We start from the raw sequence: 21,159 nt of genomic DNA, 5'->3' as shown, positions 1-21,159 counted from the left end.
TGCTAGACAACGGAAAGATTTTCATTATTTGGTGGCTCATTGGTTATGTTTAAATTACGATTTGATTGGGTTCGAGAAATTAAATATCAAAGGTCTGGCTAGAACTAGATTAGCTAAATCGATACTGGATGTGGCTTGGGGCGCATTCTTGAATATTTTGCAAGCAGTAGCGGTAAGACGCGGCAAGCATACTCAAGCCTGTGATGCCAAAGGGACAAGTATTGAGTGTTTTAATTGCGGTGAAAGAGTCGTTAAAGATTTATCGGTTCGAGTTCATAATTGTCCGAATTGTTTGATTAGTTTGTCCAGAGATTTGAACGCATCGCTTAACATTTTAAAACGGACGGTAGGACAACCGTTTGCTGCCTGTGGAGGCTTAGTCAGTAGACAGCCCGTGAAGCAGGAACTCTTATTCGTGAGTTTAAGAAGCCCCCGCTACACCGCTTGCGGTTAGCGGTGGGAGTTGTCACGAAATACTTTTCTGCTCCTATAGCCGCAGCTTTGTACTCCTGGATTTGCTGAACTGAAAAGTCCATCCCTTCTAAAAGTCGCTTCTCACTTTCAGAAGCTTTCCTTCCAGTGCGCTCAAGGAAGTCAACAAAGCGCTTAATTGTGCCTCTTATGACATTGAGTTGGAGTTGACCATACTCTTCTGCCAACTTGTTTGTGGCTGCTTCCTCTCTTTTGAGCTGTTCAACAGCACGTTCGTATCGCTCTTGTGCTTCCTTAGCAAGTTCATTAGCTTTCTGACCAGGGTAAAACGAAGGCATTAAAAGACTCCTAACGGTAGTTTTTAGCAATCTTAAGAACAGGCGATCGCAACTCGCACACAGGCCGCAAGCCGTTGCTATCTACGTATGTACACGTAAATATGCATCATTTATCTGTCTTTATTTAGACTATCTGTCTTTAGTTCTAATCGTAATCTAATAAGCATTAGGAGTTATGTTAGGATTAGAATAGGAAATTTTTTATAGAGAATTTAGGCAATGGCATCCATTGACGCGCAGTTTGCCGAAGCCGCAAATAACTGGGATTTAGAAACCCTGTACGCAGATCTAGCATCGGCGAAGGGGAAGCGTCTGACACCCGTAGAAAAGCTACACTTGCGAGGATTGCTGTGCGGTTACAGTCCCACTGAAATAGCGGAAAGGTTGAATAAGAGTGTTAAGGGGATTGGGGTTGACTTTTCTAACACTCTGTATTTATATGTTAAAAACCTTGTGGGCAGAGGCGATGAAAAGGTAGAAAACTGGAGAAATATTACTGAATGGCTTCAGGAAGCGGGATATAAAACTCAGTCCTCTACCCAATCCGAATCAAGTGATTGTTTACCATTAGAATTTTTAATAAAAAGAGCCAATATAACTATTGATAAGCATAAGGTAATAGTTGATATTAACCTGCGAATAGTAGCGTCCTCACCGTCAGAACCTCCAGGAATAGAAGATATAGATACAAATGGTAAGGTTTGATGGTTGCGATTAGGGATGCGATCGATGCCCCACCCCTATACATCTTGAGGCATAATAACAGGAATTACTTCATTGCGATGCTTGCGGTAAATTATAAAATCGCTGTCCATAGTTAACACAGAACTTCCTGAATACTGTTCAGACATTCGCACTAAACAAGCATCAGCTAAAGACATCGGTACAGACTGGTAACGGGTAAGTAATTCCCCTATGCGGATAAATTCTTCATTCAGGCGAAAAGGTATATGGATTGCTCCAGTACTAACGAGGGAAATCAGTGCTTCCTGACCCCCATAAACATTCCGTAACAGAAACAATGCTTCTGAAACAACGGCTTCACAAGTCAATAATGGGGAAGCGATTGTAGCCAACTCCGCTGTTACCCAGTTGTGAAAGCGATCGCGGCGATCAATGGCAGCCACCAATGGCCCTGTATCCAGTAATACCCTTTGCCTCATTAAGATCCGTACCCTTCCATATATTTTTTGTTAGTTGAAAGGTCACCTGGCCCTTCCACACAGCCAATAAACTTCTCAGCCAGGGTCAAAACTGATACTGGTTGCCCCTCGTTTTGACTTGGTAAGTCTCTTTTTTGCATTTGTGCTTGCAAAAACTCGACAAAATCGAGTACTTCTTGCTGTTTTTCCAATGGCAGAGTATTGAGTTTTTCTACAATTATTTCTTGAACAGTCATCGCGCCCTCATCCCAAGTCTTGTATTTAGTTACATTATGGCAGATGATAGACCGCGCAGGCGGTCAAAGTTTGTGCAGGCTTTTATTAGTAACATTCTGGCAGATGATACCAAATTCTTATAGACCGCGTAGGCGGTCAAAGTTTGTGTAGGCGCGACTACCCTGCGGGAAGGCTTCGCCTACAGTCGTTTTAGGTGCGTTACGCTGTCGAAGAGATCACCCTACGCTGGTATTTTTTATGCAGGCTTTTATTAGTAACATTCTGGCAGATGATACCAAATTCTTATAGACCGCGCAGGTGGCCTTTGTTTGTGTAGGCGCGACTTTAGTCGTTTTAGGTGCGTTACGCTGTCGCTAACGCACCCTACGCTGGTATTTAGCGATTTGCTGGTGCGGGTTTTTTCGCCATCATTCGCTGCACGTTTTCGGCGCTAATTCCCAATACCCACAAGGTGACTATGGCAATTCCAATTGCTTGAATCGGCATCAAATTTTCCCCGATTAATCCCCAAGCCAAAAGCGTTGTCAAAGCGGGAACTATAGCCCCAATCATCGGAGCGATGGGAGAGCCTATCTGACGCAATCCAAAGTGATTTAGCACCAGACCAAGCAAGGTTGCAACTGCCAAAATTCCCGTCGATATCCAGAGTGAATTCCACATGTTTGGGGGTACGTTGGATACGAGGATTTTAAGCGGGATCATATTGGCGATTTGGACGCTTAAAGCCGACAAGACTAAAATGGTTGTGCAGTCAACTATCCTGAAGGGTAAAGGATGTAACTTGAGTTTTTGAGCGCAAATTCTGCTCAAGATTACGTATATCGCTAAGGATATTCCAGATGCGAGCGCAGTTGTAATTCCCAGCCACAAGTTGCTATCTTTTATCCCTTGTTGGAAAGGCAAGCTCAGAAACACTCCCAAATAAATGCTCATCGTCGCTAAGGTTAGGGAAAGTGAAGGACGAGAACCAAAAAGTTGCCAATCTAACAGGATTATTACCGTGGGGTAAATGAAGAAAATGGTGGTAGCGATACTTGTGGGAATATTCCCCAGCGCTATGTAGAAGAAAAACTGAGATAGGAATAAAGTAAACCCAGTCCCCAGCAACCATCCCAGGGATTTCCGCCGACTTTTATTCAACAATTGCCTCAAATCTCGCCATGCTCTGGGATAAAGCAAACGGGCGACGAAGAACAATAGGGGTAATTCTATTGTCATTCGCATTAGTAGAATTAACAGGGCGTTACCAGCAGTTGGTTGCACAAATCCGCCCAAACTACCCAAAATAAACACGGGTTTTTTGACCAAAATAATCTTGGTAACGACGTTTTGAAACGCCAGTACCAAAGATGACATTAGTATCAGCCAAAAACCTCTATTTAAAGTGGGACGCCCAATTGTTATTGGTGGGGGAGGCGCTACTGGTTGTGGCGTTGTTTCGACTACAGGAGTCGCTGGTAATGGTGCTTCGACGCGGGGTTGGGGAGTGTCGATCGTAATCGGACGGGGTGCAGGGGCTGTCTTAAGATGGTTTTTCAGGCGACTAACTAGCGCTTCTAAAATCGCTTCCCCTTGTTGTTCTAGGGTTTGCATTCGTCCCAGCTGTTGCGCGAGGGCGCTTTGATAGCTGCTGACATCCTGTTGCAGGGCTTTTAAGGTGGTGCTGAGGGTAGAATCGACCGAAGATAGTATCCGATACGTATTTTCGGTCGATTCCCCCGGTGTGGCGGATGGTTGCGGTGCTTCCCCTGTGGATTGACTTAGTTGCTGGCGCAGTCGCTCTTGCAGGTGATTTGCTAATATCCCGGCGAGTTGCTGCGCCCATACTTGTTGTTGATCGCCTTGGGTTGTCTGGGTTAAGACACCTGATTGCTGGGATTTGAGTTGTTGCTGAGTAGATCGCATCTGTTCGATCTCAGCCTCCAACCTCGATTTCTCGCCTCGCAGACGATCGATATCGTTCAGCCAGTTATCTTTTATACTTTGCAGTTCTTGCGATACGGTTCTCAGCATGTCTTCTGCTGCGTTGGCGTTATCTTCGCCCCAATCTTCTGATTGATTGTCCTGTGGCACCATTTTTCTGTCTACCTCTTGCCAATTTGCCGTCAAAATTCTGGATTATACCCTGCTTTTTTGCAATATCTCCGTTTTTTTGCGATATTTCCGGTATCCTTGTCCAATCTGTCCAAGAAAGCCGCGCTTTGTTTTAGTATTGTGCGTTGCTTTCGATCTGCGTGCCAACAGCAGGATTTAGTTGATTTTTAGTCAAAAAAGATACAGAATTTTTCCAGAAGTCGTTACCGATCTGGAGTATAGACGATTGCGATCGCCTCAAGAACACTTTCAAGATTTGGAAGCCATTTTGGAGCGCCACGCCGCCGCCCTAGAAGCCGATGTGCGGCAATTACAGCAATCGGACGAAACCGCCCGGCCTAGCAGGTAGGCAGGTGTGCAGGTGAGCAGGTGAGCAGGTGAGCTCCAGGAGAATTAGCAATTAGCAATTAGCAATTAGCAATTAGCAATTACCCATTACCCATTACCCAATTAGCAACGCTAAAAATACCTGCTGCTAAAGCGGCGGTAATAGGAATAGTAGTCAGCCACGCACTCCCAATAGATCGAAGCGTGCTAAAACGAATGGAGCGGAAATTTTGCACCATTCCTATCCCTACAACGCCGCCAACTAGGGCGTGAGAGGTGGAGACGGGCAAACCTAAGCGGGAAGCGAGTAAAACCGTCGTGGCGGTGGCTAATTCGGCACAGAAACCGCCGCTGGGTTTGAGGGGAATAATGTTTTCTCCTACTGTGGTAATGACGTTTTTGCCCCAAATCGCTAACCCAGCAACAATCCCTAAACCACCCAGTACTAAAATCCATAAGGGAACGCTAAAGTTGGCTAGGGGGACGCTACCCGTGCGACGGATATAGGCGATCGCAGCAAGAGGGGCGATCGCATTCCCCACATCATTCGATCCGTGGGCAAACGCGACACAACAAGCACTCAGTACTTGAAATCTACCTAGTTGACGCTCAATTGGATTGGTAATTGGTAATTGGTAATTGGTAATTGGCGATCTTTCCTTTGTCTGTCTGGTTTCTAATTGTCGCCAACTGACTAAACTCAGGGTAACCGATGCGATCGCTCCCAATCCCAAGGGAATATCGTGGGCAGGTAGGGCTAGTCCCCAATTATTCCATAGAAATACTTGTATCGGTTTACTCACCGTTGGTAAGACGATGACGCCAACAACGCTTAGCAGTGCGGCTGATAGCCAAGGAATCCACTCGCGCAGGCGAAACAGGGGATCTGGTTTGTCGAGGATGTAGTGCTTGATTATACTGTAAAACCCGGAAGCGATCGCGCCGCTGACAATGGGCGTGGCGATCCAGGCGAGGGTGATAATGCCGATGGAAGACCAATCAACGGCGCGAATACCGGCGGCTACCCAACTGAAACCAGCGATGGCGCCCACAACCGCATGAGAAGATGATACTGGCAACCCAAAACTGGTAGCAATTTGCATCCATAAACCGCAGGCAATCAGTACCGATACCATGCCCAGGAGCAAAACTTTTGGTGTGGCGGCGAATAAAACTGGGTTGACGATATCGGTGGCGAGGGTTTCGGAAACCGCACTGCCAAATAGTACAGCACCCGTAAATTCTAAAATACCGGCAATTATCAGTGCTTGCCGTAAGGTAACCGCCTTCGAGCCTACGGAAGTTCCCATCGAGTTGGCAACGTCGTTGGCTCCCAGGTTAAACGCGAGGTAAAAGGCAAGCAGGGCAACCAGAACTATCATGTCGTCGGTAAAGAAGGAGACATCGATAGTTTAGCGAGTCAGAAAGCAGAGGGTGTTCTAGCTGAGGTAGGAAAAGCGATTTACAATTCCGGCGATAACTGCCAAATCTTGATCGTATTATCATCGCTGCCGCTGGCTAAAGTAGTTCCATCTGGACTAAAAGCAACGCAACGAACGCGATCTGAATGTCCCCGCAGGGTGCAAAGAACTTTCCCCGTTGCTAAATGCCAAAGTTTGATCGTATTGTCCTCACTAGCACTGGCTAAAGTGTTTCCATCTGGGCTAAACGCGAGAAACCGAATGCCGTCTTTATGCCCGGTAAAGCCGTCGAGTAGACTGCCCGTACCGATGTGCCACAATTTGACAGTCCCGTCAGCACAGCCAGCGGTAAGCGTCTGCCCATCTGGACTAATGGCAATGTACCGAACATTACGAGCAAAAATGGTATGAAGTTCTTCCCCAGTGTCTAGATCCCACAGCTTAATCGTATTGTCCCAACTACCGCTGACAAGGGTTTGTCCATCTGGGCTAATAGCAACGGAAAAAACTTCGCCATCATGTCCCGTCAGGGTGCGAATTTCCTCACCCCTGTCTGGGTGCCATAGTTTGATCGTGTTATCTAAACTGCCACTAACCAGAATCCCCCCTTGGGATCCCCCTGCTGTCCCCCTTAAAAAGGGGGATGTGACGGGGATCGGGCTAAACGCAACGCAAGTAACATCCATGAAATGCCCCGCCAGGATGCCAACTGAGTTGCCCGTATAGAGCTGCCACAATTTAATCGCCCCGCTATCGCAGCCAGTAGCGATCGTTTGCCAGTCCGGACTGATGGCGACGGAAAAGAACCAGCGAGAATTATCCTCCACAGTGCAGATTGGCTGGCAGTTGTCAAGATTCCAAACTTTGATCGAGTAGTCGTAGCTGCCGCTGGCTAAAGTTTTTCCATCCGGGTTGAAGGCGACGTAATAAACCCCATAGGAATGCCCTACGAGGGTGCTGACGCATTTCCAGGTTTGAGTTAACGGCTGGGTATAAGTCTGTTGCTTGTAAACGTTTATTGGTATTTCAGACTTCAGTTCTCTTGCTAAATCTAATCCCCTGTGAATCACCGCTCTGGAAGACTTTGTCAGATCTCGATGCTCTGTTGGAACCAGATCGTTGTTTTTTTGTAGTTTATTATTATTCATGCACACACACCTACGTTAGTTCTCAATTTTTCTAGCCATCCTTTTGCTCTGGCAATTTTCTTATTAAGTTGGTATGCCATTTCTGCTAATAAGTCGCGTCCTTCGATACCTGCATCGATCGCTTTGTCTCTTAACAGGTAAAGTTCCGATTGTTTTAAGGTATTAATTTCTGTTTCAATTGCATTCAATCGCTCCCTAACTTGGGCAATTTTGCGAATCGCGCGAATTAGTTCCGCTGCGATGCCTTCCCCTTTGACAAACTCAGGGCTGTGTTCCCATTGGTGAAGAATGGCCTCAAGTTTCTGTTTATCTCCGTTCTCATAGGCTTGATTCGCCAGTGCCATGAGTTTCTGCCTGCGAAGGCGTTCTACTTCATCCGTTGCCAAATCTGGGTGTATGCGTTTGGCAACTTCGCGATAAAGTTTCTTCAGACTTTCCCCAGGGTGAGAATTTGGCGGTGAAGATGCGCGGGAGCAAGCACGCTTGGACATCTGCGCTTTCTCCGATGCTAGAACCGCCTGCTTGCCAGCGATCTCGTCCTTTGGGTGCAAAAATGCCAAATATTTAGCAATTTCAGCTTCGATTTCCTCGAGTTTCCCATATCGGACCCCAACGACTCGCAGGTATTCCCGTTCAAAGGCGTGTAACCTTGCCTCAAGTGTTGTCAACTCTAACTCCCGTTCAGCCAGCGCGGCTTCCAGTGCAGCCAGCTGTGCTTGCTTGTTTTCTAATTCTAGTTCTTCCGGTGTTATTTTACACATATTTTTGCTCCCCATACTGACAGCTTAATCGGTTTGAGCGAGCCCCAACCAGCGTAGATTCTCTGAAATATCTTGTTTAGAACTGACGCGGTGCATAAGGAATTTTCAGTATTTCAATCCCTGGCTTTTTCCTCACTTCCAGCAATGGCATATCCGTAAGCAAGGATTTGTCAAGTTAGTGTGAAGGGTCAGTTGGGAAGTCACACCGAGTTTTTTGGCAAAAAACCGAATTTTCCAGCCATTAATTTCGTAGCACAATCAAACTCGCTTTCCCTTGGCTTCATGGATTCTTTATAAATACCAATTGCACTTGGCGATGCTACATATCTGTAAAAGGGAGAGGGGAGCTTTTTTTTCACGGCATGTTTGAAGAGAAAGTGGGGAAGGTGGGGCAGAAATTAGGTTGAATTCTCCCTTGTCTTTGCCGATGCCGGTGTCACCGTTACAATTTGGTTGGTTTGGTCGATCTCGATCTCGGCTAAGCCAAACTGGTGAATCACCCAAGCATTGGTGGTCAGGTGGGTACTGATTTGGGCGACGCGGTACTGACTCGACGAGGATGCTAAAGCTGCTGGTAACAGTATCTGATCTGCTAGGTGAACATCGATGGGTGCTACTTTTTCATGGAAATTCAGTAATTCCTCGCAAGCGATTTCGGCAACTTTTTCCGCCGGTAGCCCGACGCGCCCCAAAGCGCTGAACCCAGCCAGACTATTTTTATACTCAGCAAGCAGGAAAATACCCGCCCCCGGTGCAACACCTCGTTCCCGCAGCGGCTTGATATTGGCTCTGAGTTGGTTTTCGCGTAAGATATTGTCGGCTCGCAGCGCCATGCGGTTGGGAATGTGGGCAGGAAGTTGGGTTACCACCGCCAATCCCTCTACCAGGCGCAAGGGACCGCGCTCTAATAAAGTTATGCCGCATAGGGTACTGTCGCCGGATACGCGCAGGTGCGCTTGTCCTCCGCCTTGGGGATACCAACCCCAAGCAATTAGTTTGACGCTAGCGGCGATACCCATAAGAGCGATCGCCGGCAGATAAACTTGTTCGATATAGCTCAGTGTAGGACTGTGAGCAACGTGGGTTCCCCCGCGCAACGTGACTTCTGAGTCGCCTTTTGCTAGCGCCAAAGGTAACAAAATCGTTTGCAAAACCAGCGTTACCGTACCTGCGGAACCGCCTTCCCTCGCTTCGGACACATCAAAACTATACTGTCCCGCCAAAGTAGGGCTACTGGGAATAAATTCCAGCATGGTCGAACCGAGTTTATCCCCCCGCACTTGTGCCTGACAAATAGCGGCTGCTGCGCGCACGGATGTGAGGTGTTGCGCCGCCAGTCCGGGTTTCGGGCGTCCGGCCCTGATGTTCTCGATGCGAATTGCTTCGCCAGTTATTGCTGCTAAGCTGAGGCAAGTTCGGAGTACTTGTCCCCCGCCTTCGCCGTAGGAACCGTCAATTATTATCATTGGTAATTGCTAATTGCTAATTGCTAATTGCTAATTGGTAAGACGTGGGATTGAGCCACTCCCCGCTCTAAAGAGACGGGGATTCAGGCAAATTTGGGGTTGACTTTTCGCCCTTGCTAGCTATCTGGTCAACCTTTTTGCCCTTATAGGAGAACCGCTCGGAGGGAGAATCAGACTTCCTGTTTTCAGACGCGCCTACTTGCTTGCGGTTTATTGAACGTTGCCACGCCTCCAATAAGACTGACTCCAGCCTTTGATACCGATCGCGAGCATCTTGCAATGACAACACATCCTGATTTACGTGCCTGCTCAAGAACGCACTGAACAAATCTCGGTGCATCACAACGCCAGTTTCATCTTGATGCACAGGTTCTGACAGGGATTTTTTGATGCGGTTCCCCGTTAGATGCATTTGTGACAGTGCCGTTTTTCTCGTCTCGAACGTTGTGAACGATCCGCCAGCTTTCTGGGCTTTGCGTTTCAATTCAGATTGGACAAATCCAGGGGATTTAGTAGAGATGGCTTTTCCATAACGTTTCTGCCAACCCTTAACGCTTACTTTTTCAGTCCTGATATGTTTACCATGTCTCAGAATTTCGTTAACTACTCTCCTATTCTGAGATTTGGCGTAAGCAGCTTTACGGCGTTCTAATTCCCGTTTTTTATGTGCCGCTCGTTGGTAATTCTTGGTTCTCTTCCAGTGGAGTTTTTTACCTTTCTTGACCTTTCCTTTTTTGACAACGGTTTTACGTCGCTTGCGTCCCACAAAATCCGGCTCGTAATTGTCCGGATTGTCGACACGCTGTGACCGTTGCATCTTGCGTTGCAGTGCGGTTATTTCCTTCTGGTAGGTAGGAACACCTTCCGCAAAGGGAAGCAAGTCTGCATGACTGTCAGCAACGTAACCGATGTTACTTATATTGATCTCAAACCCAATCAGTCCATCGGCAACGTTATTCTTCTCTTTTTGGTAGGGTAAGCCTTCTAGCACCAACTGGACAAACCAACGACGTTTCCCGTTTAGTTCCCTTCGGAGCGGGCCACAGTACTTGACGGGACTTGAAAGACCGTGCCGAATCACCTCGTTGCTGTAGTCGATAATTGCGGGTAATTGCAACTTGCCCCACACAACCCGGTCGTTTACCCACCTAAGACCTTGTTTGTTTGACTTACCCTCAACTGAGTGGAAACGAGTTTGAACCTTAAACCGTACCTTTTTTGCTCTACCAAACAGTACGCGCTCAACCGCTTTAAACCCACGAGTTGCCAACTTCTGCTGAGTATTGGAATCTACTTTTTGGGCAATCCATTTTGAGTCGTTAGCTGCTCGATTAGCGTAAGCTTGTATTTCGTACTCTGTAAGTCGGTAAGCTTGACGCGCTTTATTGAAAGCTTCGCCACGCTCTTTCTTCTTATCCTTGGGGAGCTTCTTAGCTGCCTGATATGCCTCGGAGTTACGCACCAATTGCATCCGCTTGTAAGTTTCTCCCACCACGTTGTTATACAAACACATTGATGCGTTCAACCCAGCTTGTAGCTCAAAATCATGGTTGCTGTTTACCACTAATGGCAGTTCTAAAACGAATGATGGTTTTGTACTCCGTGGCATAGTTGAATCACCTCCTTTGTTCTGTTATCCTACATTCAGTATATAGCCATATTCTAGACTATGTCAATGGAAAAAGGTAAAAAAAGAATGAGAAATCAGCCAGTTTTTCACGAAGAAGTCAAGCAACCTCATAGGATTATGTTGACTCCTACCGCGTGGAAAAAATTACAAAAAGTAGCAAAAAACCGCAATACAAGCGTCAGCGAAGTGATTGAAATAATGTCTAGAGAACTTGACGGCGAATAAATTCGCCGCGTCGCTTTTCCTCCCCGGTCTCTTGACGGGGGGCGTGACCTCGCTCCCGCGTGCCTTTGTTGAGGTTGGGTCGAGGGGGGATATTATTCCCCGCCCCTCCCGTTTAGATCTGGGCGTGCGGGCTTTCCCCGCACCCAGCTGCCGATGTTCTTAGCTTTCGCGTTTGCTCATGTGAATGTAATCGTGGCAGCTTTCATGAATAGCTAGAAGGTTGTTTTTCTGCCAATTTTTGTGGTTTCCATGTACATGATGGAGATGTACCTTCTCGTCACTTAGCATCTTTAGTCCACAGTATCCACAGATATGGTTTTGCCGTTTTAGGGCAAAAGAGGTTTCGCCATCTTAGAGCTTGCTATTGCCCTCACTCCAGTAGACAATATCTCCGTCAAATGGTGATTTATCCCCTTTGACGTTGATGTGTTTGTTTTCAGAGTAAGGAACCGATTGGAACGCTTTGTCCAGTAATTTCTTGCTAGATTCACGATTGTGTTTCGTTTCCTTGTTAAATACGCTGAAGGCTCTGTTTTGAATGTGGTACAGTGACAACCGTGCCCCATTCATTTTGCAGTAGCGATGGTAATTTCTCCAACCTCTGACTACGGGGGCTAATTTCTCAGCCTTGACCGCAGCACCATAATTCGAGTTGTTGACGATGTGTTTTACTTTCTGACGGAATGTTTTGCAGTTTTCCACTGAAGGGATACATCTAAACTTCCCGTTGCAAAGCACTTTGAAATGCCAGCCAAGGAAATCAAACCCGTCTGTCGTAGCGGTTAGTTTGGTCTTTTTCTGACTAACCTTCATTCCGCGTTCCGCAAGAAACTGACTGATACGTGCAAGTATTGCCTCGGCGTCATCTTTGGGTTTGAGTATAATAACCATGTCATCCGCATATCGGACGGAGTGATGGATATCTTCTATCCCGTTGAGCGCAATGTTAGCGAGTAGCGGACTGACTACGCCGCCTTGAGGGGTTCCCTGTTCGGGAAATTCTGGGTTGACTCCTGCTTTAAGGCATCGGAATATTCCGAGCTTTATGCCTAATGGGGCGATCAGTCGTTCCATGATGGATGAGTGGTTTATCCGGTCGAAGCATTTGTCGGGTGAGGTTCGAGGGTCGCCCCTATCCCCTCCCCTTTGAACCGGACGTGAGAGTTTCCAGCTCATCCGGCTCAAGTCTTACTTCAAGCGAGATTTGACTTGGGTTTTATGTACCTGCTTGTGACACGGTACGTGTAAGTGCTGAAGGTTTTCCACGTCGTCTGTTCCACCTTCAGCAACAGGTAATATGTGATGGGTTTCGACTTCCTCTCCGTTGAATAGTGGTTCGCCACATTTTGGACACTTCCAACATTGGTTTTCTGCTATCGTATAGAGCTTAGTGCCTTTATCGAAGTAGGTTTTCCCAAGCTTCTGGTGGCGTTTGTTCCAATACTCTTTTAACGAGGGGTCGTCGGGGCTAGCGTCACCCTTGACTTTTATCTGGCGCACGATAGGAGTAGATGCAATTTGGTAAAGGACAAGTTCTTTGTCCTTACCCCGTCTGTCGCTTGTGGTGCAAGCGAACGCCCATTTAACGCCTTTGATGGTCTTGAAGTAACGTTTGCGTACCCATGAAGTATTCTTGTTGGGGTGTCTACGCTTTGCCCAACGCCAAAGGTATTGCCATAATCTGTAGGAGATATAGCTGAAGGTTTCTTTGCTCACAACCCCTTTGTAGTAGTTAGCAAAACCTCTGAGAATTGGATTGAGTTTCTTGATTAGGACTTCCTGTTCTACACCACTCAGGTTTTTGATTTCTTCCCCCAACCGCTTGCAGAAGGCTAGCACCTTCTTTTTGGACGGTTTGATCAGAAGTTTGCCATCGTAGTGCCGGGAGTTGAACCCCAGAAAGTCGAAGCCATCTTCGATTGACGTGATGACCGTCTTCTGAGCGCTTAACTCAAGACCTCGTTCGGACATCCATGCTTGTATCAGGGTTTGAGCAGCTGCGAGACTTTTCCTGTCTCTAGACGTAACGATGAAATCATCGGCATACCGTACCACCCCAAGTTTCGGATTGGTGGCTTTTACAAATGTTTCTAAGCCATGCAATCCGATGTTGGCAAGTAGAGGTGAGATAACTCCTCCCTGTGGTGTGCCTTGTTCCGTAGGATTTAGTTTCCCTTGGAACACAAACCCCGCTTTTAACCATCCTTTGATCAGTTCTCGTTGAGGAAAGTTACTCACCATATTCAGGATAGATTCATGGGCGATGTTGTCGAAGAATCCCTTGATGTCAGCTTCTAGAACCCACCTATGTCCACCTGCACGGTTGAACCCTACTTTGTTAAAGCATTGTTCAATGGCATCGTCACAGCTTCTTCCCGGTCGAAAGCCATACGAGTGTTGCTCGAATACGGCTGACCATTCAGGTTCTAGCGAATTCTTTACTATTGCCTGTTCGATTCTGTCACCCAGGGTCGGGATGCCGAGCGGTCGTTTCTTGCCGTTGGGCTTGGGTATCTCTACCCTCCGGGTTGGTTTGAGGTTTCCCCCATCCCAGTTGTTTACCAGAATCACCCTGGCTTGAGGGGTATTGACAATCTCTTTGTCAATTCCTGCCGTAGCTTTGCCAAGATTTGTCTGGGTGATACGTCGAACTGACAACAGTAAATTGGCGTAGCTTCGTAACATCAACTTCTGTAAGCTTCGTAGCTTACGGAAGTCACCTTGTTTTCTCGCACGAAAGATTCTCTGACGCAGGTTTCTAACGAGCTTGTTAACCTTTCTCCAGCTAACCTGGTCCCCATCTTCAAGTCGTTTCTTCAGTCTGTTTGTTGTCGTATTTGACACCATCTAACTTGTCCTCAGATTTGATTCCTTTTGTTGGATTCACTTCCGTATAAGACCCAGAAGAAGTCAGCTTTCTTTTCAGTCAGTGGTAATGTTTCAACCCCTATCTGACTCGTTACAAGCCAGCATTCGCTTTTTCTTCCATCCTTTATCCTCCTGGGATTTCTGCCTCAGTTACCTTTGGCTTACTATCGCTATCGACCTTCGATAGACCCAGTAGGGCTTACCCTGTTGTATCGTCTAGTTTTTCAATTTCCGTTAGGTGCTGTCTATTCTGCGGTGGAAGTATCGTTCACACGACTTATGGAATCGAAAGCCATAAATCCATTCCACGTACCTTTTGGTTAGAGCCTGTCAGCCTTATTTATATGGCTCTTCACTAGTAACGCAGTTTAAATGACAGTTTACTTGCGTTCACCAGAGGAAATTACCCTCTTGCTCCTGACCAGCTTAGGCTGCTAGCTTTGGCTACTTGCGTGGTCTGCACTCCGACTGTTTCGTTGCCTACTCGGTCGTGACCGGACTCTGACGAGTCTTTTACGTGAGGGTAGCGGGTGTGAATCCGCTAGGGAAGACGGCTTCCCTTACTAAACGACCCTTTCAGGTCGCGCCTCGATGTCAAGTTCGATGACTTGTTTGTTTTTTCCATTCGTAAATGGTTGAACAGGATTTTCTGGGCGTCATGTGCCGCCCTACCTGGTCTGAAACCATAGCTTCGTTCATGGAATGTTGCTTCATGTGCAGGTTCTATAGCGAATTTAACTAGGCATTGCCATGCTCTATCAGCTATAGTAGGCACTTTGAGAATCCGGGTTGACCCATGCTTTTTTGGTATGGGAATTTCTCTCAACCTTTGGTGCTTCCAGGTGTTAGCAAAAGATTTGAGTATCTCACTCAAATCTAGGCGTTCCTGATGCGTCAGGGACGCTTTGCCGTCAATACCTGGTGTTTTCTTTCCTGCATTTAGCTGTGTTACTTGACGGATTGCCAGTAATCTTGCTGCGCGGGATTTCAGAATTAGCTTCTGTAATGACTTGGCTTTTCGCAGGTGATTGGCTCGAATAGCTTTGTACACTCTCATTTGTAGGCGGAATAGGTTACGCCGAAATTGCTTCCAGGGTAACTTTCTCCAAAATTCACGCTTCGCTTTTGCCGTGCCTAATCATTCTCTACTCCTGGCAAGTGTCTTCTGATTGCCTTTGAGCAATTACGCCCAATCCTACCCGTGTCTAAGGGATTGGGCATCTCGTCTTGCCTACCTTGGGTTCGACCGTCCCAAGGACCTTAGACCCGTTTTTATTCGTTCCCTCAAGTGATTGTCTTGTTCCTATAGGTGCAGCCAATTCAACTGCTAGATACCCCTGGTATGGCTAGTCTCAGGGAAAAAGCTAGCGGGTATTAGCTCTAGCTCTGTCGGGGGTAGTATTCTTTTCCGTCCCGCTTGTTCTTAAGTTGCTTTTTTAGGCTATGTTTCACCGTGGGAAAGCCCCTAGCGCCAGTGTGGTTTCGGTCAACCTCTGATTGCGCCCTACTTCCAGCTTCAGCCTCCAGAATTCCTTGTCTGGTCACTGTGGATAGATTGGGAGTCATGCCCATACCTGGCAGGGAGGACTTGCACCTCCATCATCTTGAGAGTTTCACAACCTCTAATGGTTCTGAAGCCACCCGGTAGGGTCGAGAGAGGTTATTACTAGCCTCTCCCTCCCATCCGAAACCGTGCTTGCGAGTTTCCCCGCACAAGGGTACTCAATGTGCTTCCTTTTGTCACTACAGGACTTCTTAACTGCCTGTGTCTTAATGGTCGGAATGTCGTCAATCCACTCCCATTCATATCTGCTCCATTCTTGAGCCAGTTTCTTGAGGAACTTTGAGTGTTCTTTCTTCCATATTTCTATTAAGTCTTGGGCAGTCTTTTCATCGTGACAATGCCGATGTAATAGTTGCAGATTATTCCATTCATCCTTGCCGCCTATTGCTCTAGGGATTTTATGGTCTACTTCCATCACATCCCATTCAAGGAAGTGTAGTCCGCACGCCAGACATTTACCCTTTTGTTGTTTAAGCAACGCGCGCCTTTCTACTAGGCATTTCAGGGTGTTCCCCTAGTCTTGTACTCCAATAAACTGAGTCGCAGTCGTAGGGGCTTTTTTCGCCTTTAACTTTCACATAGTTATTGCTACTGCAAGCTATTTCACTATGTGTTAGTAACCAAAGGGGGTTTCCATCTCCCTTTTTGGTTGCGAATACCCAGTTATTACCGCCGATGGTAGTCCAGTACTTTTTATGTCCGTCCTTGGAGTTTCCACAACGGTATTTTGCCCATCTACGGAGTTTCAGGTAGGTGAGATTGTCTTGTTTTGATGACTCTCCAACATTTTTAATGTCGGAGTTTGCGTAATAGGAAGCCCATCCCCTTATGACAGGGTTAAGGTCTTTTATTAGTGCCGCTTGGGGCGATGACCTATGTTTTCTGATGATTCTTCCAATTTGCTCTTGATGTACCTTACTTGCTTCCTTCGTTGGGGTGATGAGTGTTTTGTAACCCAATATCCTACCTTTGGTGTCTCTTGGACTTCGGTATTTACCAGCAGGGTATTGCTGTATGTGATGACCTAGAAAGTCAAATCCAGCAAAACCATCCTCACTTAACTCTGGAAGGAGTGTGTGAGTTAGCCGAGTCTTTTCGGGTTTCAGTTGCAGACCTATACCACTTAGCCAGTCCGAGATTATCTCCCGGCATCTTTGGACGACGAGCTTATCTTCGTGTATAACCACGAAGTCATCGGCGTATCTAATGAAGCTCAAGGATTTTGTTTTATTTTGCCAGCTATGTTGACTGCCGTTTTTCTTTTTCCAGTCTATAGTTTTGGCATATTCCTTGAGCGTATTTTCAAGCCCGTGGAGGGCGATGTTTGCCAATAAGGTCGAAATCACCCCACCCTGTGGCGTGCCAAGAGATGTAGCAGTAAATGCTCCAGTGTCTATTACCCCAGATTTGGGCCAAGCTTTTATTTGTTGCCTGACCTTACCTTTGATGTTCAACTTTTGGAGCAGGGCTTCGTGGTTGATGCGGTCAAAACATTTGGCTATATCCGCGTCTAACACGTACTTAGCTTTGTTCTGAATACAGTTTTTAATCTGTTTTATCGCATCGTGACATGACCTTCCTGGTCTTTAGCCATAACTGTTAGGCTCGAAGACTGCCTCCCATTCTGGCTCAAGGGCAGTTTTCACCACCGCGCGGCATCGCGAGGTCGTACATTGTGGGTATTCCTAATGGTCGTTTTTCCTCTTTCCCCGGTTTTGGTATCCATACCCTACGAGTAGGGCGGGATTTTCCAGTTAATTTGAGTTGACTTGCTAGTTCAAAACGTGCTTCTGGGGATAGTGTTTTGATTCCATCCACTCCCGCCGTTTTCTTGCCAGTATTATCTTGTGTAACCCGACGTACCGATAAGACCCTATTAGACCAAGACCTGATCAACGTTTTTTGGAGTTTGCGTACTAGCTTGACATCGCCGCGACGTGAAGCAGCGTAGATTCGCTTTTGTAACTTAAAGACGTACCTTTCGGCTGTGCGCCAATTGATAGCCTTCCATCCCTCAGTATTCTGTTGTGAATCTGATTTAGGCTTGTTCATCACTACTGGTGACTCTAGCTTTCACATATTGCGGTTGTTGTCTGCTTATCCTGGCAGTTACGCCATCCCTTTTCAGGCATTACCCGTTATTTCGGGTTAGGCAAAAGCTTCTTGAACCATCCCACCTACCCTTGGCTTTTGGCAAGACTTGCCTACCTGATCAATCGACCTTGATCAGGAGCTTTTGGGAGGTTACTTCGTTCCTACTATCGATTGATTGAGATTTTAGGGTTCATCTTTCCATCGAGGGTCTAGGAAGTGCGCTATCTCGGTGGGCAAAACCTGATATTCCTTACCTTTGTCGGCTATTTCCGACTCAGGAGTTAGGCTGAGAGCCTATTAGCTTATATCCCCTGATCCTGGTTTTCGATGGTTCATCGATGATTAGCTGTTTCTACCCATATTCTCTTGCTTGCAGTAGGTGCTTTCAGCTATTACCACCTATTCCTGCTTTCACCCCCGCTTTACAGATTTGATAGTCAGTCTCCTCTGTAGGGGCTACCATAATTTTGGTAGTCTGTGTGCTTTCAATCCCGCACCAGGACGGTAGGGTTTGGTGTTTTCTGGATTGGGTTATAATGTCGGAGTGACCCTTCATTTTTTTCCCATTTTTCCCCTAGCTGTCTTCGCAGTTGCTCGACTAGGTTTCCTCACCTACATGGATAGTAAGTTGTCATCAGTAGAGGATTAAAGTGCGAACTCAACCCAATTGGGTTACTCTACTGTTGCCACTCATCCCCCTTGAAAAGGTTTCGAGTGAACGAATCGCACTGCCCGTAGCAAGGTAGTTTCCATCCAAGGATACTCAAGCTGAGCATCCCGCCATGACAACTCATCGTCATACACCTAACGACTGAAAAACGCACTCATTAAATCGCGATGCATGACTGCACCGGATCGATCGTAATGCACTCTATCTGACAGCGATTTCTTCACACGTTCGCCCGTCAAATGAGTTTGAGATAGTGCGGTTTTTGCAGTCTAAAACTGATAGAATGAACTTCCAGCATTTTCAGGGATATCGCTTCAGTTCTGATTGAAAGAATCCGGGGTATTTAGCATTAATAGCTTTGACCCAAGTCTTTTGCCAGCAACGTACAGAAACCTTTTCGATTTTAATTTTGTTTCCGTTTCTCAAAATATTGTTAACTAGCCGCCTATTCTGAGACTTAGCATACTCAGATTTACGACGTTCTAGCTCTCTCTTTTTAGCAGCAAGCTTATGGTATCGCTTGGACTTGTTCCACCTGCGATACCCTTTTTTATGCTTGCCTTGTTTCAGGATATTTTTGCGTCCCTTGCCGCCTATGAAATCAGGTTCATAATGCCCAGGATTAGCTTGCCTTTGCGACCTCTGCATTTTACGTTGAAGTGCGGATATTTCCCGTTCGTAAGTCGGGACGCTTTCTGCAAATGACAACAATCCAGCATTGTTGTCTGCAACGTAAGCCACATTGGAAATGTTTAGGTCAACTCCTACCACTCCTGGAGTGACGAAGTTAGCTGGTTTTTGATCGGGCAACCCTTTGTTAATTAGCTGAGCGTACCAACGGCGTTTTCCGCGAATCTCTTGCCAAAGAATGCGGACGTATTTAACTTCGCTGGTTAAGCCATGCATTATTACGGGATTGTCTTTATCAATCAGTGCAGCAAGTTTGAGTTTCCCCCAAACTAACTGTTCTCCAACCCATCTGATGCCTTGCTTGTTGGTCTTGCCTTCCATGATCCGAAATCGATATTTCAGCTTAAATCTTACCTTTTTAGCTCGACCAAACAGGATTTTTTCCGAGGCTTGAAAGGCGCGGTTAGCTAACTTTTGTTGGTTATTGGAGTCAACTTTTTCAGCAATCCATTTGGCAGCATTGGCTGCGATGGTTGCATAAGCTTGTAGGTCCTATTCTGAATACCTATATTGCTTTCTAGCCGCAGCAAAGGCTTCTGTTCTAGCTTTCCCTTTTGGTAAGGTTTTCGCCATCTGGTAATAGCTAGATATTTGTACCAACCTCATCCTTGCCATTGCCTCATCTAGTAAAGCGTTATACAATTGCCGACCTGCTTGCCAGCGGGATAGCAACTCTGCTTCGGCAGAACTTGTAACGACGAGAGGTATGGTTGTTATGAATGATGGAGTGGTACTTTTAGCCATTTTAACTGTGTTGACATCGACCTGGGGAAAAGGATAACTTGATTTACAGCTAGATGTCAATAGGCAGGGGTAAACAACATGACAGTAGATTTAGCTGACAGGAAGTACCGTAGATATGCTCACAGCATTGGTTGTGCTACTGTCCACTTGTGTTGGATACCAAAGCGTAGGCGCGCGGTGTTGGTAGGAGAGGTTAAAAACGATCTTTACAAGATATTGAATGATGTTGCTGTCGAGCATGGCTGGTTTATCAAGGCTTTAGAAATAGCTCCAGACCACGTTCACTTGTTGGTAGAATACGATACCGACCATTCAATAGCGCAAGTGGTGAAGGCTTTTAAGGGACGATCTTCTTATGAATTGAGGGCTAAGTATCCCCATTTGAAACGGATGCCTTCTATGTGGACTAGGGGCTATTTTCACGATACTACTGGCAAGGTTTCGACGGCGGTTATTTTGGCCTATATTAACGATCCGCACCATAGCAAGAAATAAAAAACGCGGCAAATAAATTTGCCGCTTCGCGTTTGGGCCCCCGTTTAAAAACCGGGAGCTACCACGCTCCCGCTTGTTGATGGTGTGATTCCAGTACAAAGCCAAGTGGTATGGTCGAACCTTGGTGAAGATTGACCGATGGTTCCCCAGTTCCAAACGCTGTGGAGGTTGCGGTCACATTGTCCAATCGTTGCCGTTGAGTATCCGAGAATGGGACTGCCCCAACTGCGGAACGCACCACGACCGGGACATCAACGCAGCGCGAAACATTTTGGCGGTGGGACACACCGTGACAGACTCCGTCGCGAACGTAAGACCTGATAGCCATGAGGTTAAAGCGCAGTTGCGAAAGTCCAGCAATCGAAGGAAGCAGAAATCTAAATCGTCAGGCCCAGGAATCACCGTGGCGTTGACTTCCCGTGAGGATGTCAAAGCAACCTGCGTTTAAGTGTTTGGTAGAAAACTTTTCAGGACTTAGGCAAAGAAACCGGGTTTCTATGAAACAAAGAAACTTTGGTGATGGCAAGGTCGTGGGTAAGTCCTGCTTTTGCTGCCTACACGGGATTGACTCTTTAGTCGAGCCAAGGCGATCTGTCACCTATCAAAAGTTAGAAAAAGTTGTGAAACACAAAGAGCCAAAATAGTATGTTAGCAAATAGCACAAAAGCTAGAGTTTTATTCTAAAATTTAATAATTTATTTGAATTAAGTAAAATTTTTTTAATTAAAAAGCAAGTAAATGTAAAGTGGAATACAATTAGAAGAAAATTAATTTTTTTTTAATTAATTTTTC

At 46.4% G+C, this 21,159-nt stretch carries 20 protein-coding genes and 2 pseudogenes; 7 read left to right on the top strand and 15 right to left on the bottom strand.

Features of this window, described 5'->3' with window-relative positions; translation table 11 throughout:
* Window positions 1-31 precede the first annotated feature (31 nt).
* Window positions 32-454 carry an RNA-guided endonuclease InsQ/TnpB family protein gene (locus ACE1CM_RS24890; RefSeq protein WP_374881377.1) on the top strand — a complete coding sequence of 141 codons (423 nt, stop codon included), beginning with the start codon at window positions 32-34 and terminating at the stop codon, window positions 452-454.
* Here the strand turns inward: ACE1CM_RS24890 and ACE1CM_RS24885 are convergent.
* Entirely contained in the window at window positions 381-770 is a 390-nt protein-coding gene (locus ACE1CM_RS24885; RefSeq protein WP_374881374.1) for a hypothetical protein, read from the bottom strand. The two genes, ACE1CM_RS24890 and ACE1CM_RS24885, sit on opposite strands and share 74 nt — an antisense overlap.
* Before the next feature lie 219 nt (window positions 771-989).
* On the opposite strand from ACE1CM_RS24885, the gene ACE1CM_RS24880 reads away from it, so the two are divergent.
* A complete protein-coding gene (locus ACE1CM_RS24880; protein ID WP_374881372.1) occupies window positions 990-1,475 on the top strand; it encodes a helix-turn-helix transcriptional regulator in 486 nt (161 codons plus the stop codon).
* Window positions 1,476-1,510: 35 nt separating this feature from the next.
* Here the strand turns inward: ACE1CM_RS24880 and ACE1CM_RS24875 are convergent, their stop codons facing one another.
* The 3 genes from ACE1CM_RS24875 to ACE1CM_RS24865 form a co-directional block, all read right to left on the bottom strand.
* Window positions 1,511-1,933, bottom strand: coding sequence for a type II toxin-antitoxin system VapC family toxin (locus ACE1CM_RS24875; protein WP_374881370.1), 423 nt, complete (start codon window positions 1,931-1,933; stop codon window positions 1,511-1,513).
* Window positions 1,933-2,169 (bottom strand): DUF2281 domain-containing protein, encoded by a 237-nt coding sequence (locus tag ACE1CM_RS24870; RefSeq protein WP_374881368.1) that lies wholly within the window; start codon window positions 2,167-2,169, stop codon window positions 1,933-1,935. Before ACE1CM_RS24870 ends, ACE1CM_RS24875 begins: the two co-directional genes overlap by 1 nt.
* Before the next feature lie 376 nt (window positions 2,170-2,545).
* Window positions 2,546-4,246 (bottom strand): EamA family transporter, encoded by a 1,701-nt coding sequence (locus ACE1CM_RS24865; RefSeq protein ID WP_374881366.1) that lies wholly within the window; start codon window positions 4,244-4,246, stop codon window positions 2,546-2,548.
* Window positions 4,247-4,424: 178 nt separating this feature from the next.
* Between ACE1CM_RS24865 and ACE1CM_RS24860 the strand changes: the two genes are divergently transcribed.
* Window positions 4,425-4,613 (top strand): hypothetical protein, encoded by a 189-nt coding sequence (locus ACE1CM_RS24860; RefSeq protein ID WP_374881365.1) that lies wholly within the window; start codon window positions 4,425-4,427, stop codon window positions 4,611-4,613.
* 79 nt (window positions 4,614-4,692) lie between these two features.
* Here the strand turns inward: ACE1CM_RS24860 and ACE1CM_RS24855 are convergent, their stop codons facing one another.
* From ACE1CM_RS24855 to ACE1CM_RS24835, 5 genes are all read right to left on the bottom strand, one after another.
* Window positions 4,693-5,973, bottom strand: coding sequence for an inorganic phosphate transporter (locus ACE1CM_RS24855; RefSeq protein WP_374881364.1), 1,281 nt, complete (start codon window positions 5,971-5,973; stop codon window positions 4,693-4,695).
* A gap of 80 nt (window positions 5,974-6,053) precedes the next feature.
* Window positions 6,054-7,160: a WD40 repeat domain-containing protein gene (locus ACE1CM_RS24850; protein ID WP_374881362.1), complete on the bottom strand. Its 1,107-nt coding sequence runs from the start codon at window positions 7,158-7,160 to the stop codon at window positions 6,054-6,056.
* Window positions 7,157-7,921 carry a hypothetical protein gene (locus tag ACE1CM_RS24845; protein ID WP_374881360.1) on the bottom strand — a complete coding sequence of 255 codons (765 nt, stop codon included), beginning with the start codon at window positions 7,919-7,921 and terminating at the stop codon, window positions 7,157-7,159. Before ACE1CM_RS24845 ends, ACE1CM_RS24850 begins: the two co-directional genes overlap by 4 nt.
* A 398-nt stretch (window positions 7,922-8,319) precedes the next feature.
* Complete coding sequence (gene rtcA, locus ACE1CM_RS24840) at window positions 8,320-9,387, bottom strand: RNA 3'-terminal phosphate cyclase (RefSeq protein WP_374881359.1); 1,068 nt, start codon at window positions 9,385-9,387, stop codon at window positions 8,320-8,322.
* Between the two features lie 67 nt (window positions 9,388-9,454).
* Complete coding sequence (locus ACE1CM_RS24835) at window positions 9,455-10,996, bottom strand: RNA-guided endonuclease TnpB family protein (RefSeq protein ID WP_374881357.1); 1,542 nt, start codon at window positions 10,994-10,996, stop codon at window positions 9,455-9,457.
* Window positions 10,997-11,083: 87 nt separating this feature from the next.
* On the opposite strand from ACE1CM_RS24835, the gene ACE1CM_RS24830 reads away from it, so the two are divergent.
* Window positions 11,084-11,242, top strand: coding sequence for a hypothetical protein (locus tag ACE1CM_RS24830; RefSeq protein WP_374881355.1), 159 nt, complete (start codon window positions 11,084-11,086; stop codon window positions 11,240-11,242).
* 351 nt (window positions 11,243-11,593) lie between these two features.
* Here the strand turns inward: ACE1CM_RS24830 and ACE1CM_RS24825 are convergent, their stop codons facing one another.
* The 6 genes and pseudogenes from ACE1CM_RS24825 to ACE1CM_RS24800 all read right to left on the bottom strand — a co-directional run bounded on the left by ACE1CM_RS24825 (window position 11,594) and on the right by ACE1CM_RS24800 (window position 19,872).
* Window positions 11,594-12,418: a reverse transcriptase domain-containing protein gene (locus ACE1CM_RS24825; protein WP_374881353.1), complete on the bottom strand. Its 825-nt coding sequence runs from the start codon at window positions 12,416-12,418 to the stop codon at window positions 11,594-11,596.
* A 12-nt stretch (window positions 12,419-12,430) separates the two neighbouring features.
* Entirely contained in the window at window positions 12,431-14,089 is a 1,659-nt protein-coding gene (gene ltrA, locus ACE1CM_RS24820; protein WP_374881351.1) for a group II intron reverse transcriptase/maturase, read from the bottom strand.
* Window positions 14,090-14,651: 562 nt separating this feature from the next.
* A complete protein-coding gene (locus tag ACE1CM_RS24815; protein WP_374881349.1) occupies window positions 14,652-15,161 on the bottom strand; it encodes a reverse transcriptase N-terminal domain-containing protein in 510 nt (169 codons plus the stop codon).
* Window positions 15,162-15,984: 823 nt separating this feature from the next.
* A pseudogene (locus tag ACE1CM_RS24810) lies at window positions 15,985-17,726 on the bottom strand (group II intron reverse transcriptase/maturase); the annotation flags it as partial.
* 1,012 nt (window positions 17,727-18,738) lie between these two features.
* Window positions 18,739-19,449 carry a hypothetical protein gene (locus tag ACE1CM_RS24805; RefSeq protein ID WP_374881348.1) on the bottom strand — a complete coding sequence of 237 codons (711 nt, stop codon included), beginning with the start codon at window positions 19,447-19,449 and terminating at the stop codon, window positions 18,739-18,741.
* A gap of 171 nt (window positions 19,450-19,620) precedes the next feature.
* Window positions 19,621-19,872 carry a hypothetical protein gene (locus ACE1CM_RS24800; protein ID WP_374881346.1) on the bottom strand — a complete coding sequence of 84 codons (252 nt, stop codon included), beginning with the start codon at window positions 19,870-19,872 and terminating at the stop codon, window positions 19,621-19,623.
* Between the two features lie 78 nt (window positions 19,873-19,950).
* On the opposite strand from ACE1CM_RS24800, the gene tnpA reads away from it, so the two are divergent.
* The 3 genes and pseudogenes from tnpA (at window position 19,951) to ACE1CM_RS24785 (ending at window position 21,011) form a co-directional block, all read left to right on the top strand.
* Entirely contained in the window at window positions 19,951-20,367 is a 417-nt protein-coding gene (gene tnpA, locus ACE1CM_RS24795) for an IS200/IS605 family transposase (protein WP_374881345.1), read from the top strand.
* A gap of 94 nt (window positions 20,368-20,461) precedes the next feature.
* Window positions 20,462-20,815, top strand: a pseudogene (locus ACE1CM_RS24790) (zinc ribbon domain-containing protein); the annotation flags it as partial.
* A gap of 49 nt (window positions 20,816-20,864) precedes the next feature.
* Complete coding sequence (locus tag ACE1CM_RS24785; protein ID WP_374881343.1) at window positions 20,865-21,011, top strand: hypothetical protein; 147 nt, start codon at window positions 20,865-20,867, stop codon at window positions 21,009-21,011.
* The last annotated feature ends 148 nt before the right edge of the window (window positions 21,012-21,159 follow it).

It is taken from the genome of Microseira sp. BLCC-F43 (genome assembly GCF_041929235.1).
Classification (GTDB): domain Bacteria; phylum Cyanobacteriota; class Cyanobacteriia; order Cyanobacteriales; family Aerosakkonemataceae; genus Microseira.
The sequence above is the reverse complement of the archived record's forward strand: the minus strand, read 5'-3'. Positions and strand labels throughout refer to the sequence as shown.